Genomic DNA, 15,957 nt, shown 5'->3' on the forward strand with positions numbered 1-15,957 from the left:
TAGTAAGCTACCTGTAACATTAAATATGCGCCATAAATCTCTACTCCTCCTAGCACTCGCTGCTGGCTCTCTCTCCCTTCTCAGTGGTTGCGGCGGGCACAACGGTGTCCGAGTGACTGAAGGCGATCAGCAGATCGGCACAGCACAAACCGGCACTGTGATCGCGGTCGATTCTGCTACAGTCGTCCATGTCAACGAATTCGAGCGTCTCGCCACTTTGCGTAACGCACGTGAATTTGCCGAAGGCACATTCCTCGAAACACGCGACAGACAAGGCACAAAGACTGCCACACTCAAAACACGCAGCCACCGCGAAGGGCTACGGACAGCTGATATTCTGGAAGGACTGCCCGATATCAATGACCGTGCAGAACCCGTCAGCGCCAGTGAAAGTGCCCGCCTCGAAAAAATATATCGCGATCCCGTAGACGAGTAAATCATCACCCGTGGCACTTTCATTCCATCCGTAAAACACCCGAACTTCCAAGCTCAAATGAGTTCACTTGCTTTCATTCAAAACATCAATGGTCCGGAGATTCTCTTGATCTTCCTCATCGTCCTGCTTCTATTTGGAGCGAAACGCTTGCCAGAGCTGTTCAAATCGTTCGGGAAATCGATCCGTGAATTCAAAAAAGCGACCTCAGAAATTGAAGATGATGTCCGCAGTGCCATGGAAGAGGAGCCCACCAAACCTGCAGCCAAGCCAGTCGAGTCCAGCAAAAGCACGGACGTGGACGACAAAAAATCTTCGTAAAGCTTCCGGCCCTAAGCTGATTTAAATTGCTCCAAAGCAGCAAGAGCACGCGCTCGACCCACTTTATGATCAATGATGGGAGCAGGATAGTTTTTGCCAATTTCAACTCCGGCATATTCCAGAATCGAATCCGGTGCCTCCCACGGGACATGCATATACTTGGCTGGCATTTTTCGCAGTTCCGGCAGGTAGCGCTTCACATACGCCCCCTCAGGGTCAAATTTCTGGCCCTGTAAAATCGGATTAAAGACACGAAAATAGGGAGCAGCATCGGCGCCACAGCCACCACTCCATTGCCAACCGAGCGTATTACTCGCAAGGTCGGCATCGACCAAAGTGTCCCAAAACCACTTCGCACCCGCACGCCAGTCGTGTAGCAAGTGCTTCACTAGAAACGAGGAGACAATCATTCGCACCCGGTTGTGCATCCAACCCGTCTGCCACAGCTGCCGCATACCCGCATCGACAATCGGATACCCCGTCTGCCCCATTTGCCATGCTTTCAGGACGGCATCATCCGACTCCCATGGAAAGCTGTCATACTCCGCTCGCAGCGCTTGGTCGGGCGTATGCGGAAAATGATACAACACATTGTAAGCAAACTCGCGCCAGTAGATCTCCTTGGCGTAAACAGACGCACCTGCACCAGCGAGATCAGTCCTATCGGCGAGCGCTGCCATTACTTGACGCGGCCCGATCTGCCCCCAATGCAAATAGGGAGACAAGCATGAAGTCCCGTCGCAATCAGGTCGATCCCGCCCGGTAGCATAGTCCTCAACCGCAGCAGAAAGAAATTGATCCAGCCGCCCCCGCGCCGCCGCTTCCGTAGGCAACCAGTGCGTCTCAAAGCCGCGATACCACGGAATCGCTGGCAGTAAATTCAGCGATTCCAGCGGCGTGGACCACGGAAAGCTCTCGGGGAAACGCATCGCGGGCAAATCAGGCAGTGCAAGTGGAGGCAGAGGCCGGTCTTTAACTTTTTTCCAATAGGGAGTATACACTTTGTATGGTTGCCCGCTTCCAGTTGCCGCGGTGTGTGGCTCGTTGAGCAAGCTACTATTAAAACTCTCCACCTGAAGACCGTCCTCTCGCAGGGCACGCTTGACCTGCGCGTCTAACTCCCGCAGAGACGATTCATAACGTCGATTCCACAAGACACGCGTGGCCCCCGTCGTTTTAATAATATCCCTCAACTCGGCGAGTGAAGTCCCCTCGCGCAGAATCAACTCTCCGCCCTGCGCCCTCAACTCCTCTCTCAGGCCCTTCAGGGCTTGATGTAGCCACCACTTCGATGCAGCCCCAGGTGCCCAGGCCCCCGCCTCCTCGGGCGCCCAGATAAATACCGGCACGATTGGTGCCCCCAACTCAATTGCAGCTGCTAGCGCAGAATTATCAGCAAGTCGCAAATCCTTGCGAAACCAAAGAAGAGTAGGAGACATCGGCATATGTAATAAGCGCACAAGTGAGCCAAACATTACACCCCTTTTCATAAAACCTAAGAAACAAATAATTCAAGACTACCGAAAGGCAGAGCTTTTCTTGCAATATCAGAACTTAATCGCAAATTCCAGCCCCATGGACACAACCACCGCAATTCACCAACGCCGCTCCGTCAAACACTACGACCCGAACCACAAGATGTCGGAAGTCGAAATTCAGGAGCTACTCGAACTGGCACTACTCTCCCCCACTTCGTTTAATATGCAAAACTGGCGCTTCGTAGTTGTCACCGACCCCGAGAAACGCGCAGCCATCCAAGCTGCCGCTTGGAATCAAGCTCAAGTTACGGAAGCATCCATTACAATTTTACTTTGCGCCGACCTCCATGCGCATGAAGACGCGGGGCGCTACTGGGTAAATGCCCCCGAGCCCGTGCAAGAGATGCTGGTCCCCATGATCGCACCCTTTTATGGCAGCAACCCACAACTACAGCGCGATGAAGCGATGCGCTCAATCGGCATCGCCGCACAAACACTCATGCTCGCCGCAAAATCCATGGGCTACGACTCCTGCCCCATGATCGGCTTTGATCCGATTAAAGTCGGCGAAATCATCGCACTGCCCGAACATCATGTAATCGGCATGATGCTCACCGTCGGTAAAGCAATCAAAGACGCCAACGCACGAGGTGGACAACTCCCCATCGAAGAAGTCGTCTTTCGCGATCAATTCCCCGCATAAAAACAGCCCAACCCCTTCTCTAATTTTCGCTAAAAAAGTTTTGCTTCTCTGGCAGCACAGCCGTTCACTCCCGAAATGTACGAACTAACTGGAACTGTAAAAGAAATCTTCGACGAAAAAACCTTTGGGAGTGGCTTCAACGTGCGCGAATTCGTCGTAACCACGGATGCGGACAAATACCCGCAAGACATCTGCCTCCAATGCGTCAAAGAAAAAGTCGAGATGGTCAACAAGCTGAACAAAGGCGAAAAAGTCAAAGTCAGCTTCGACCTGCGGGGACGCGAATACCAAGGCCGCTATTTTGTCAACCTGAACGCCTGGAAGGTCGAAGCGACCGGAGCAGGCGGTAATACAAGCGATGAACCTCCCCCATTTGACCCAGCTGACGAAATCCTAGACGAAGAGCCTCCCTTCTAAGAGACTAAAGCATTTCGAATGCTTCAACTCGGAGATTGCGCTTCATCAGGAGATTCTTTCCACTGACTGAAGCTTTCTCAACATATGAAACGCATCGTCATCATAAACGGCCCCAACCTTGACCGACTCGGCATTCGCGAGCCGGACATTTATGGCGACCAAACACTGACTGATCTGGAAAACCTCCTAACCGAAGAGGCCGAAGCCTTAGGCGTGCAGGTGCAGTTTTACCAAAGCAACCATGAGGGCTTCATCATCGATGAAATCGGTGAATATGCCGACTCAGAGATCTTTGGCCTGATCATCAACCCAGGCGCACTGACACATACCAGCCTCGCCCTACACGATGCACTCGCAGGCTGCGACCTCCCCACGATTGAAGTTCACATAAGCAACATCTACCGCCGGGAAGAAATACGCCGACACTCCCTCACCGCCCCCGCCTGTATCGGTGTCATTTCCGGCCTAGGCTTCGACGGCTACATCGCCGCACTGCGGCACTTAGCAAAGCTCGACTAAATCTCGAATAATTCCCGGAAATTTGAATGTCGGCACACCTGGCGCCGACAGCAAGAATCCAATGAAATTAGGCATTCGCCTACAAAACAACAAAACGAAAGACAACACTATGGCAGACGAACCCAAAGGACTGAACAAACCCGTCAAACTCAAAGCCGAATTGGCCTCCTTCCTCGGAGCAACAGAGCTTCCTCGCACAGAGATCACTAAGAAACTCTGGGACTACATCAAAGGCGAAGGCCTCCAAACCAAAACCGAAAACGGCAAGCCTGAAAACGCTGGCAAATTCATCGTCGCCGATGCCAAATTGCTTCCGATTCTCCGCAACACCAACTCCACCAGCAAGTCCGGAAAAGTAACCGACCTACGGAACCTAGCCGAAGGCCAAACCATCAACATGATGCAAATGGCTGCCGTCGTAGGTGCCAACGTCGAGTAAGAACACAGAAAACTCACTTTCAAAGCGGCTGTTTCCTTGCGAAGCAGCCGTTTTTTTTGTGCAACGCAATAGCTCCCCACAGCAAACGCCCCTTATCCAAACACCTGCCTACGCAGCCCCTGAATCACAGCCAAGCCACCCCAATCACCGCGCATCGCATTCACCTTCGGAGGGTGCTTGCGCCCACGCTCCATTTGCCACGCACCCGTAAAGCCACGCACAAACTCAGCCGACCCCAGAATGGCACCGTCGGTAAAATAACGCACCCGGCAGCGCAGCATCACCGATTTCGGCAATTGACCACCCTCTTCATTCAGCACCTTCAAAGCATGCTCGCGCTCCACTTCAGACAAGCCAGCATCCGCCGCACGCTTACCAAAGATCAACTGACGATGCTGCATCAAGGCCTCTGCCAAACCAGCCCCCGACGACAAATGATCACCCCAAACATGTAACAAACCAGCTCGACATCCCATCCGAGCTTCCACCTTCGACTTGGAGTCTTCTGTGCCCCCTGAGCTCATTAAGCCAAGCGACGCCACCGCCTCCGCGTAGCCGCAGAAACGATAATCCTTAGGATCCTCCACCAGCCCCGCACGCACCGGATTCAGATCAATATACGCCGCCATTGTTTGCAGTGGATTGCCATGTCCCTCTACCAGCACCGATTTAAAACGGTCCGCCCACAGAGTGCCATAGCGCTTATGATTACGATTAAACCAGACCGAAAAGCGCTGCTTCACCGCCTTCATATATTCAGAGACATCGCCCATCCGCGCCAATAATTTCGCACGCAACTCCTGCGCCTCCTCAGAGTCAGCCTCCAACTGAGAGCGCAGCACCTTGACCGAAGCCGCCTGAAACTTGGTAGGTTTCGGGTACAGCACCTGATAGCGACGCATCAACTCAGCATCATCCACCTGCTGACGATCCGGCACCCGCAAGAGCACGTGAAAATGATTCGACATCACACAATAAGTCAGCACCTGCACCCCGCAAAAATCCGCAACCTGCCAGATCATCTTACGCAGCATCTCCTTCTCACGATCCTGGAACAAGCGCTCCCCATTCACCACCCGCGTCATGCAATGATAAACCGCATCCCGACCATGAACCTTTGTGCGACGAACCTTCATACTACCCACTACCATCGACATTCTCTCGACGAAGTCAACTCATTTCTTATAGCCTGGTTATTATTTTGTGAGTTGATTTGCCATTCATAGCGTCGGGTATGCTCAAGCTGATCAGACATGCTGGTGAACCACCGCGACAAGCTCGCAAACGATCAAACCATCTAAATTCTGATGAATCCGGCACAGCCCTTATGTTTATGACTAAAATCTGCCTCGCAGGTTGTTTTTTAGAACGGCTCCCTTTATGATATGCTCTTAATGAATCACTACACTTACCAAAAAACTTTAAAAACCATCTGGAAAAGCGCGGTAGCCACATATGAAGCGGGCAACCGCGAACCAAGCAGCTACTTCGACGAAGCGACAATGACTGAACTCGCATCGCTCGGGCTCAACACAATGGATGTGTATGACTATGTAGAAGATTATTTAAGGCACGGCACCCCCGATTTTGAAACCTTTCTCATGGTCTGCGAAGCGCGCCGCGACTACTTTCTCACCGTCCAAGGCGGCAAGCCTTCGGGCAATACGCTAGACTCCAGCAAACTCCCCCCTAAAACTGATGAAGTAGCCGGCATTGTCTGGCTGCCACGCCTGATTCAAAAAGCATTCGGCAAGCTGCGCGGCGAGTTACCGTCCGACACCATGTATGGCTGCAGTGGCGATCAACGCTTTTTTAAAGAAAATAATATTCACCCTGCTGAGTTCCTACGCGCAGCCTGGGCGTATGAAGATAACGAGAGCAAACTGATCGACTGGGTCGTCGCTCGAAAATCCGCGTAGTTGACAAGTCCTCAAAATCCACCACACAGAGCAATTTACTATGAAAATCATCGCATACCTAAAACCTACCTGTGGCTGGAGCATGGGCGTTCGCGCCATCATGAAAAAATACGGCCTTGAATACGAAGACCGTGATATCATCAATAACGCAGACCAATACGCGGAAATGGTGGAAAAATCCGGCCAACCGCTATCCCCATGCGTGGAGATCGACGGCACGATGCTCGCCGACGTCAGCGGCGAAGAAGTCGAAAACTACATGCTGAGCAACGGGTTGGTCTCGAAAAATAACATCGAAGCCGAAGCACCCACCAATGCGCCGTGCACCGACGAAGAGCACGAAGCAATGCGCTCCAAGACAGTACGTTTCTTCTAAGAAACGCTCCAAAGTTACCCAAACCAGGTAAAAACCCCAAATTTGAGGGTTTTGAGCTATTTTTGCACAAATTTGGCGCGAAAAATGGTCTCCATTCGGTTAGATTGGGTAATTTTCCTAGACAGCCAACTCCGAGTCACTAGTTTGCTGATTCTTTTTGACTCTAGACATAGGCATCTCTCTTGATCGACTTCACTCGACGAATGCCCCACAACGGCAATAGAAAGCACAGCATAATTTTTTAAAAGACAGATATGGATAACACTTACACGCAACCCAAAGCCCAGGGCCTATACGACCCTAAGAATGAACACGAAAACTGCGGTATCGGCCTCATCGTCGACATGAAGGGCCGTAAATCACACGACATCGTCAAGGGTGCGCTGGAGATTTGCGTCAACCTCGACCACCGTGGTGGCTGTGGCTGTGATCCAATCACAGGGGACGGCGCAGGTATTTTCATCCAGTTGCCACATAACTTCTTTAAGAAGGTTTGCCCCACGGAGTGCGGTTTTGAAGTGCCTGCAGAGGGTGACTACGCTGTCGGCTTCGTTTTCTTATCAAAAGATGCTGAGGAGCGCGCGCACGAAGAGCAAATCATCGAGGAGATCGTCGTCGAAGAAGGCCTCAAGATGATCGGCTGGCGCGATGTGCCGGTTCGTAGCGAAATCCTAGGTAAGGCCTCCGCTGCCTGCGAGCCTTGCATGCGTCAGTTCTTCGTATCGCGCGAATCTGTCGAAGCAGGCCTGCCTTTTGAGCGTAAACTCTACATCATCCGCCACCTTTCGACCCACCGCATCCGTTACTCCGGTGAGGACGACGATGCGATGTTCTACATCGGATCGCTCTCGAGCCGCACCATGACCTATAAGGGCATGTTGACTACGGAGCAGCTCGAGACCTACTTCCCGGACCTATCCGACGAAGCCATGGACTCTGCTCTGGCGCTGACGCACTCGCGTTTCTCGACCAACACTTTCCCGAGCTGGCCCCGCGCACAGCCTTTCCGCTTCCTTTGCCACAATGGTGAGATCAACACCGTGCGCGGCAATGAAAACTGGCTGCACGCACGCGAAATGCAGCTGGCCAGCGAAGTATTTGGCGATGACCTTAAGAAGATTCTGCCAATCATCCGTGAAGACGGCTCCGATTCCCAGAAATTCGACAACTGCCTAGAGTTCTTGGTACTGTCTGGCCGTAGCTTGGCACATGCCATGATGATGATGATTCCCGAGCCTTGGGAACGCCACAAGAGCATGCCACAATACAAGCGCGACTTCTATGAGTTCCACGCCTGCATGATGGAGCCTTGGGATGGTCCTGCTTCGATGGCGATGTCCGACGGCGTGCAAGTCGGCGCGACGCTCGACCGCAATGGTCTGCGTCCTTCGCGCTACTATGTAACTGCCGACGACAAGGTCATCTTAGCCTCTGAAGTGGGCGTTTTGGAAGGGATCGAGCCTAAGAACGTAGTCAAGAAAGGCCGCCTGGAGCCAGGTCGCATGTTCCTGATCGACATGGAAAAAGGTCGCATCGTAGGCGACGAAGAGCTGAAAGAGCAAATCGCCTCCGAGCAGCCTTATGGCCAGTGGCTCAAGGAAAACCTCGTCAACTCCGAAGACCTCCCCCCTGCCGAAGACATGGTGGAAGATGACTTCGAGACGCTCGAAACTCGTCAAAAAGCTTTTGGCTACACCTTTGAAGACATGCGCTTCATTCTGGCCCCCAGTGCGGAATCGGGCAAGCAACCGCTCGGCTCCATGGGCAACGATGCGCCACTGGCGGTGCTGTCGGATCAGCCACAGCTACTGTATAATTACTTCAAGCAACTCTTCGCACAGGTCACCAATCCACCGATTGACCCCATCCGCGAAGAATTGGTCACTGCCAGTGTCAGCTTTGTGGGCTCGGAGGGCGATCTCACTCGCCCCGGTCCTGACAGCTGCCGCATGATCAAATATGAATCTCCTCTGATCGACCGTCGCCAACTGGCACAGCTGCGCAACATCGACCTGTCAGGCTTCAAATCCAGCCGACTGCCAATTACTTTCGAAGCGGCTGAAGGCGGCCTCGACGCGGGACACAACAGCATTTCTGAGCCTCGCATCTCCGGCAAGGGTCTGGAAGCGGCACTGGAGCAACTCTTCGAAAATGCGGACGCTGCCATCCGTGATGGTGTCAACATTCTCATCCTTTCCGACCGCAAGATTGGCCCGAAGAAGGCGCCGATCCCCGCACTGCTTGCTGTGGCGGGTCTCCACCACCACCTCGTTCGTCAAGGCACACGCACTCGCGTATCGATCGTGCTGGAATCGGGTGAGCCACGCGAAGTGCATCACTTCGCGCTACTGCTAGGCTATGGCGCTGACGTGATCAACCCCTACATCGCACTGGAAACCGTTCGCCACTTGGTCGAGCGCGGCGACGTGAAGGTCGACGCTGACAAAGCATGCCAAAACTTCCTGAAGGCCAACCTCAACGGTGTGATCAAGACCATGTCCAAGATGGGCATCTCGACGGTCGCATCCTACCGCGGCGCGCAGATCTTTGAAGCCATTGGCCTCAACGAATCCGTCATCGAGAAGTATTTCACTAAGACCGCGACTCGCATCGAAGGCATTGGCCTCCCATGCATCGCAAAAGAGACACACTCACGCCACCGCAAGGCCTTCGCACCACGCGACGACGAGCGCGGCGATGCGCTCGACTCCGGCGGCATCTACCAATGGCGCGCCGGCGGCGAACGCCACCTCTTCAACCCGATCACCATTCACAAGCTGCAAATGGCGACTCGTTTTGGCGATTACGGCGTATTCAAAGAATACTCCAACGTCATCAACGACCAGTCCAAGGAGATGTTCACCATCCGCGGCTTGATGGATTTCAAGTTCGACGAGTCCAAGGCGATCCCGATCGAAGAAGTCGAGCCGATCGAAGCCATCATGAAGCGCTTCAAGACAGGCGCGATGTCCTACGGCTCGATCTCCAAGGAAGCCCACGAAGCCATCGCGATCGCGATGAATCGCATCGGCGGTCGCTCTAACACTGGTGAAGGTGGCGAAGATCCCGATCGTTTCACTCCAGATGCAAACGGTGACAGCCGTCGCTCCGCGATCAAGCAAGTCGCTTCCGGACGTTTCGGCGTGACCAGCCACTACTTGGTCAACTCCGATGAAATTCAGATTAAGATCGTCCAAGGCGCGAAGCCTGGCGAAGGGGGCGAACTGCCCGGCCACAAGGTGCTACCGCAAATCGCCAAGACTCGCGGCACCACTCCTGGCGTGGGACTCATCTCCCCTCCTCCGCACCACGACATTTACTCGATCGAGGATTTGGCGGAGCTGATCCACGACTTGAAGAACTCCAACGTCAAAGCACGTGTCAACGTGAAGCTGGTATCCGAAGTCGGTGTCGGCACCATTGCTGCGGGTGTGGCCAAGGCCAAGGCCGACGTCATCCTCGTTTCTGGTTACGACGGCGGCACAGGTGCTTCGCCTCGCTCTTCCATCCAGCACGCAGGTGCCCCATGGGAGCTCGGCCTCGCTGAAACCAATCAAACATTGCTGCTCAACGACCTACGCTCTCGCGTGGTGGTTGAAACCGACGGCCAGCTCAAGACAGGCCGCGACGTCGCGATCGCTTGTTTGCTCGGCGCGGAAGAATTCGGCTTTGCCACCACCGCACTGGTTGCACTCGGTTGCCTGATGATGCGTGTTTGCCACAAGAACACTTGCCCGGTCGGTGTCGCGACTCAGAACCCTGAACTGCGCAAGAAGTTCAACGGCGATGCAGAAGCCGTGGTCAACTTCATGAAGTTCATCGCTGAAGAAATCCGCGAAACCATGGCGAAGCTCGGCTTCCGCACCATCAACGAAATGGTCGGCCGCGTAGACAAACTCGAAATGCGCCAAGCCATCGACCACTGGAAGGCTAAGGGACTCGACTACAGCAAGATTCTCTACCGTCCGGACGTAGGTCCAGAAGTCGGCACTTACTGCCAGATGAAGCAAGATCACCTGCTCGACCGTTCGCTCGACATGCGCGAGATCCTCGAGCAAGCGCAACCTGCGATTCAAGAAGGCAAGCCAGTCGAAATCAACCTACCGATCGTGAACATCAATCGCGTGGTCGGCACCATCACCGGCGCCGAGATCTCACGCAAGTATGGCGCAGAAGGGCTGCCGGAAGATACAGTAAAGGTCAACCTCACCGGTTCTGCAGGTCAATCACTCGGCGCATTCTGCCCGAAGGGTATGACCTTCACCGTGACAGGTGACACCAACGACTATCTGGGCAAAGGCCTCTCCGGCGCAAAGATCGTGGTGCGCCCCGATCCGGAATCCTCATTCGTCGCACACGAAAACATCATCACAGGTAATGTTTGCTTCTATGGCGCCACCAAGGGTGAAGCCTATGTCGCAGGTATGGCCGGCGAACGTTTCTGCGTGCGTAACTCAGGTGTCGAAGCAGTCGTCGAAGGCGTGGGTGACCACGCACTCGAATACATGACAGGCGGCATGGTCATCAACCTCGGCACGACCGGCCGTAACCTCGGCGCTGGTATGTCCGGCGGTGTGGCTTACGTCTACGACGAGGCAGGCGATTTTGTTCAAAACCGCTTGAATCCCGACATGGTCAACGTCTATCAGCTGATCGAATGCGGCGACGAGGAAATGAACCTGGTCAAAGCCAAGATCGAGAAGCATGTCGCTTACACCGGTTCCAAACGCGGACAAAGTATCCTCGACGACTGGCCCGAATCGGCAGGTAAGTTCCTCAAGATTCTACCACAGGACTACGAGCGCGTGTTACAAGCCGTCAAACGTGCCGAAGAGCGTGGCCTCGCAGGCGACGACGCAGTCCAAGCCGCATTCGAAGAAAACGTGAAAGCCGGTCACTAAGCCGCCCTCACCTTCACACTTAAAAACCTTCACACTTATACATTATGGGTAAAGCAACTGGATTTATGGAATTCGAGCGCAAGACGATTGCGAATCGTCCGCCACTCGAACGCGTCAAGGACTGGGATGAAATTCACGAACACTTCGACGAAGAAAAAGTACAGACACAGGGCGCACGTTGCATGGACTGCGGCACGCCTTACTGTCACACAGGCATGACACTGGCCAACATGGCGAGCGGCTGCCCCGTCAACAACCTCATCCCCGAGTTCAACGACCTCGTTTATCAAGGCAAGTGGCAAGACGCTTACGAGCGCTTGATGAAGACCAATAACTTCCCCGAATTCACCGGCCGCGTCTGCCCCGCACCTTGCGAAGGCTCTTGCGTGCTCGGCGTGATCGAGCCCCCTGTCACCATTAAGGACATCGAGTGCTCCATCATCGACAAAGCTTGGAACGAAGGTTGGGTCACCCCCACACCTCCCAAAGAGCGCACCGGAAAGAAGATCGCAGTCGTCGGCTCTGGCCCTGCAGGTCTTGCAGCCGCGGATCAGCTCAACAAGGCCGGACACCTCGTTACCATCTTCGAACGTGCCGACCGCCCAGGCGGCCTACTCATGTATGGTATTCCCAACATGAAGCTTGAGAAGCAAGTGGTCACACGCCGCACCCAGCTAATGGAGGCTGAAGGAGTCGTGATCAAATGTGGAGTTGAAATCGGCAAAGACATTCCAGCCAAGCAATTGATGGAAGAGTTCGACTCTGTCGTACTTTGCTGCGGTGCCACCAAGCCACGTGATCTTCCGATCGAAGGTCGCGAGCTGACCAATATCCGCTTCGCCATGGAGTTCCTTGGGCCCAACACCAAGGAGCTTTGGGACATCAAGGACGGCAAGTCTGAGCAATTCACAGAGCTCGCCAAGGGCAAGAATGTTGTGATCATCGGCGGTGGCGACACTGGCACTGACTGCGTGGGCACATCACTGCGCCACGGCTGCAAGAGCGTGACTCAACTCGAGATCATGCCCAAGCCTCCCACCGAGCGTGCACCCAACAACCCATGGCCCGAATGGCCCAAGACTTACAAGATGGACTACGGCCAAGAAGAGGCTGCAGAGATCCAGGGCGAAGATCCACGCCAATACCTCGTCACCTCCAGCAAGTTTGAGGGCGATGAAGAAGGCAAAGTCAAAGCCGTGCACATCCACAACATCGAGTGGACCAACGACAACGGCCGCTTCATTCCTAAGAAAGTCGAAGGCAGCGAGCGTGTGCTCGAAGCCGAACTCGTGCTCCTGGCAATGGGCTTCCTCGGTCCTGAAGCAACGATAGCCGAAGAGCTCGGCCTCGACCTCGACGCCCGCTCCAACGTGAAAGCAGACTACGGCACATTCAAAACCAACATCGAAGGTGTCTTCGCTGCAGGTGATATGCGTCGCGGGCAATCACTCATCGTGTGGGCCATCAACGAAGGCCGCGCCGTCGCACGCGAGTGCGACAAGTTCCTAATGGGCAGCACCAAGCTTCCGTAAGCGGAACAAACAATCATTTACAGAAGGTCGCATCCTCAAAGAGATGCGGCCTTTTTTGTGTCGCATACAATACAACAACAGAATTCGAAAGGCCGAGCGCGTCAGCCAAAACGCTGCCATGTGCAAGCCTCCACACACACGCTCAGTGGCAATGGATGTGCGTCTGCTGGAATATGCGCAAAATATACTGCCTAAAAATCCAACCATACAACTGATCCTCCCACAAAAAGCTAACGTCGAGCGACTCCTGACAACTGTTATTTGCGCGCTTAACTCATCTTTTTAGGTTCACGCGAGATACGATCCACGATGAGTGGTAAAACAGCTGGCGCGTCCAAGGAAAGATGAACGGCCTTTCTCAGACGAGCTTGCGCAGCCTCCAAGGACTCCGTATCTCGATAATGGATACGAACGATCGGCTCATTCGGTTGCACTAGGTCACCGACCTTCTTTAACAACTCCAGCCCCACCGCAGGATCGATCACCGAGTCAGTCGACAGGCGTCCGGCTCCAAGCAAGCAGGCTGCCTCACCAAAACTCCGAGCATCAAGCGCGCTGACATACATTGGCTTCTCGTGCTCAAGACCGAATTCGCAAGTAAAGTCGCACAGCGGCAGCAGCTGATAATCATCGGTTACGCGAGGATCCCCGCCTTGCGCTTGAATCAATTCACGAAAGCCCTGCAATGCGGCACCGCTCTGTATCGCAGCTTTCAAGGCGCTCTTCGCATCTTCTACAGTGGCATGAATGCCACCGAGCATTAACATTTCAGTGCACAACGCATAGGTAACTTCCATCAAATCGTCAGGGCCCTCGCCGCGTAGGCAATCGATGGCTTCGATCACCTCCAATGAGTTACCAATCATCCGCCCCAGCGGCTGCTCCATCCGAGTCAGCAAGGCAGTGGTCGGCTTGCCCATACGCCCACTAATCGCGACCAAGGCCTCGGCTAATTCACGCCCCCGGGCTTCAGTGGGCATAAAGGCACCATGACCAAATTTGACATCCAGCACCAAAGCATCGATGCCCTCGGCCAGTTTTTTACTTAAAATACTCCCACAAATGAGCGGAATACTCTCAACCGTTGCCGTCACGTCACGCAAAGCATAGAGCTTGCGATCGGCGGGCACCATATCAGCCGACTGACCAATCATCGCTTGATGAATGGCCTGTAGTTGCTTGCGATAAGCCGCATCATTGAGCTCTGTAGAAAATCCTGGAATGGCTTCGAGCTTGTCCAAAGTGCCACCAGTGTGTCCTAAGCCTCGCCCACTCATCATGGGCACGCAGAGGCCACACGCAGCCACTAAGGGTGAGAGAATCAATGAAACCTTGTCCCCCACTCCACCGGTGGAATGCTTATCAACCTTGGGACGGGAAATCTCCGGCAAATCAACAATACGACCAGAGCGCATCATTGCCTCCGTCAGCCAACTAGTCTCATCGGGTGTCATTCCTTTAAGGACGATCGCCATCAATAAAGCACTGGACTGGTAATCCTTAAACTCTCCTGAGACAACGCCAGCTACGAATGCCTCCACTTGATCACGTGTTAAGGCTAAACCATCGCGTTTACAGGCTATGATCTCTTGAGGAAGCATCTTCATGCGCAATAGTGTGTGCACGCAGACTCTCTTGTCGAGCCAGTGCTGAAAATGAGAATGCTCTAGCAATTCAAATCCCCCCTCCCCCCGCAACAGAGTTTCGAGGCGACATGTCTACATGTAAATCGTTTGTGCATTTCTAATACACGAAAATTCACGAAATTAACGGTTCATTTCCGGTTGCTTCTCAGTAAAGCCTCACTATGCTCCACAATAACCCTGCAGTGTTCGAGACTTAATGGAGTATCTGTCCTTTACTCTGTAACAATCGGGAGCTTGCCCCGCGTAGGTGGCTGTCCAGCCGTCAACCGGAAGACAAATACTTACGAGGAAAGCCCCCACCTTATGCTCAAAAGGCTAAGAACTCCCACTAAAGACGGCACAGGCGGGGCCTTTTTGCGTACGGCTGGCACCATTTACGAGGGCCACGACCTGCCGCAAGCTCATTGCCCGCCGAGCTTAATATTACCCGCCCTCACCAAAAGAAATCGAATGAATACCGACGGACTTCAAAGCATTCAACACATTGACCACGCTCTGTTGGTAGGTATCCGGGTCAGGCTGTATGATCACCAATGTCTTCAACCCCGCCCGATCGGAGGATAGCTTTAGCTGATTCAATGTGCGAGTGAGATTGGGCAAATGAATACTGCCAGGATTATCCGTCGGAACACCGTTGAGCATAACAGTGCCATCGAGTAAAATATCGATATAGTGCTGCTCTGGAAGGGGCGTATCCGGCGGCGCCGCCATACTGGAAGGTAGCTTCACACCGAGGTCAGCCTCTTCTTTCACAATCGTGGTGGTCACCATAAAATAAATTAAAAGCAAAAAGACGATATCGATCATCGGAGTCAGATCGACCTTGTCGTCGGGAATACGTAGGCGTTTAGCTTTCATGACTATTTATCGCTCTGGTATGTGGCAAATATGACATTGGGCACTCCACCCGCAGCCGCAGCGGCAAAGACTTTACGCACCTCTTTAAAGGGCACTTGGGCATCCGCACGAACATAGACCTTAAGCTGCGGAGACCCCAACTTTGCTTGAGTAACCAGCCCCGCCAAATCTTCGATCAAAATAGATTGAGCTCCGAAAAACAGACTACCATCGGACTTGAGGGTAATCGTGGTACGCATGCCACGCTCGTCCGGAATACTGGCGTTCTCAGCGATAGGCACACGAATAGGCACCATTTGCTGCACTTGCATGTTTGCCACCGTCATAAAGAACACAATCAGTAGAAAGACGATATCAATCATCGGGGTGAGATCGGGCGTCTCACTCGTTTCTTCTATGGGGCGTGGTTTCATCC

15 protein-coding genes and 1 other RNA gene are annotated in these 15,957 nt (G+C 53.6%); 11 read left to right on the plus strand and 5 right to left on the minus strand.

The genetic code is table 11. The features are described from left to right. Positions 1-25: 25 nt before the first annotated feature. Together SH580_RS09920 and SH580_RS09925 are read left to right on the plus strand one after the other, a co-directional pair. Positions 26-436, plus strand: a complete 411-nt coding sequence (locus SH580_RS09920) for a hypothetical protein (protein ID WP_319834828.1) — start codon at positions 26-28, stop codon at positions 434-436. A 57-nt stretch (positions 437-493) separates the two neighbouring features. After that, the gene (locus SH580_RS09925; protein WP_319834829.1) at positions 494-754 is read left to right on the plus strand and encodes a Sec-independent protein translocase subunit TatA/TatB; all 261 of its coding nucleotides are present in this window, start codon (positions 494-496) and stop codon (positions 752-754) included. An 11-nt stretch (positions 755-765) separates the two neighbouring features. On the opposite strand, the gene SH580_RS09930 is transcribed toward SH580_RS09925, so the two are convergent. After that, positions 766-2,199 carry a cryptochrome/photolyase family protein gene (locus SH580_RS09930; RefSeq protein WP_425607152.1) on the minus strand — a complete coding sequence of 478 codons (1,434 nt, stop codon included), beginning with the start codon at positions 2,197-2,199 and terminating at the stop codon, positions 766-768. Positions 2,200-2,329: 130 nt separating this feature from the next. On the opposite strand from SH580_RS09930, the gene SH580_RS09935 reads away from it, so the two are divergent. From SH580_RS09935 to SH580_RS09950, 4 genes are all read left to right on the plus strand, one after another. Then, on the plus strand, positions 2,330-2,935 hold the full coding sequence (locus tag SH580_RS09935) for a nitroreductase family protein (protein WP_319834831.1): 606 nt from the start codon (positions 2,330-2,332) through the stop codon (positions 2,933-2,935). Between the two features lie 75 nt (positions 2,936-3,010). Then, a complete protein-coding gene (locus tag SH580_RS09940; RefSeq protein ID WP_319834832.1) occupies positions 3,011-3,352 on the plus strand; it encodes a DUF3127 domain-containing protein in 342 nt (113 codons plus the stop codon). An 84-nt stretch (positions 3,353-3,436) separates the two neighbouring features. Then, the gene (gene aroQ / locus SH580_RS09945; RefSeq protein WP_319834833.1) at positions 3,437-3,871 is read left to right on the plus strand and encodes a type II 3-dehydroquinate dehydratase; all 435 of its coding nucleotides are present in this window, start codon (positions 3,437-3,439) and stop codon (positions 3,869-3,871) included. Between the two features lie 109 nt (positions 3,872-3,980). Further along, the gene (locus SH580_RS09950; RefSeq protein ID WP_319834834.1) at positions 3,981-4,310 is read left to right on the plus strand and encodes an SWIB/MDM2 domain-containing protein; all 330 of its coding nucleotides are present in this window, start codon (positions 3,981-3,983) and stop codon (positions 4,308-4,310) included. Between the two features lie 92 nt (positions 4,311-4,402). On the opposite strand, the gene SH580_RS09955 is transcribed toward SH580_RS09950, so the two are convergent. Further along, positions 4,403-5,446, minus strand: a complete 1,044-nt coding sequence (locus SH580_RS09955) for a transposase (RefSeq protein ID WP_319834835.1) — start codon at positions 5,444-5,446, stop codon at positions 4,403-4,405. A 258-nt stretch (positions 5,447-5,704) separates the two neighbouring features. Here SH580_RS09955 and SH580_RS09960 point away from each other — a divergent pair, with 258 nt between their 5' ends. The 4 genes from SH580_RS09960 to SH580_RS09975 all read left to right on the plus strand — a co-directional run bounded on the left by SH580_RS09960 (position 5,705) and on the right by SH580_RS09975 (position 13,038). Further along, positions 5,705-6,229 (plus strand): DUF5069 domain-containing protein, encoded by a 525-nt coding sequence (locus SH580_RS09960; protein WP_319834836.1) that lies wholly within the window; start codon positions 5,705-5,707, stop codon positions 6,227-6,229. Positions 6,230-6,269: 40 nt separating this feature from the next. Continuing rightward, a complete protein-coding gene (locus SH580_RS09965; RefSeq protein ID WP_319834837.1) occupies positions 6,270-6,605 on the plus strand; it encodes a glutaredoxin family protein in 336 nt (111 codons plus the stop codon). Positions 6,606-6,859: 254 nt separating this feature from the next. Continuing rightward, positions 6,860-11,506, plus strand: coding sequence for a glutamate synthase large subunit (gene gltB, locus SH580_RS09970; protein WP_319834838.1), 4,647 nt, complete (start codon positions 6,860-6,862; stop codon positions 11,504-11,506). Between the two features lie 44 nt (positions 11,507-11,550). Beyond that, entirely contained in the window at positions 11,551-13,038 is a 1,488-nt protein-coding gene (locus SH580_RS09975; RefSeq protein ID WP_319834839.1) for a glutamate synthase subunit beta, read from the plus strand. Positions 13,039-13,307: 269 nt separating this feature from the next. Here SH580_RS09975 and SH580_RS09980 read toward each other — a convergent pair whose 3' ends face one another. Continuing rightward, entirely contained in the window at positions 13,308-14,639 is a 1,332-nt protein-coding gene (locus SH580_RS09980; protein WP_425607159.1) for a thymidine phosphorylase, read from the minus strand. A 216-nt stretch (positions 14,640-14,855) separates the two neighbouring features. On the opposite strand from SH580_RS09980, the gene ssrS reads away from it, so the two are divergent. Then, a non-coding RNA gene (ssrS, locus tag SH580_RS09985) (6S RNA) lies at positions 14,856-15,038 on the plus strand. Between the two features lie 69 nt (positions 15,039-15,107). Here the strand turns inward: ssrS and SH580_RS09990 are convergent. Both SH580_RS09990 and SH580_RS09995 read right to left on the minus strand, forming a co-directional pair. After that, positions 15,108-15,542 (minus strand): ExbD/TolR family protein, encoded by a 435-nt coding sequence (locus tag SH580_RS09990; RefSeq protein ID WP_319834841.1) that lies wholly within the window; start codon positions 15,540-15,542, stop codon positions 15,108-15,110. A gap of 2 nt (positions 15,543-15,544) precedes the next feature. Beyond that, the gene (locus SH580_RS09995; RefSeq protein WP_319834842.1) at positions 15,545-15,955 is read right to left on the minus strand and encodes an ExbD/TolR family protein; all 411 of its coding nucleotides are present in this window, start codon (positions 15,953-15,955) and stop codon (positions 15,545-15,547) included. Positions 15,956-15,957: the final 2 nt, after the last annotated feature.

Source organism: Coraliomargarita algicola, assembly GCF_033878955.1.
Classification (GTDB): Bacteria; Verrucomicrobiota; Verrucomicrobiia; order Opitutales; family Coraliomargaritaceae; genus Thalassobacterium; species Thalassobacterium algicola.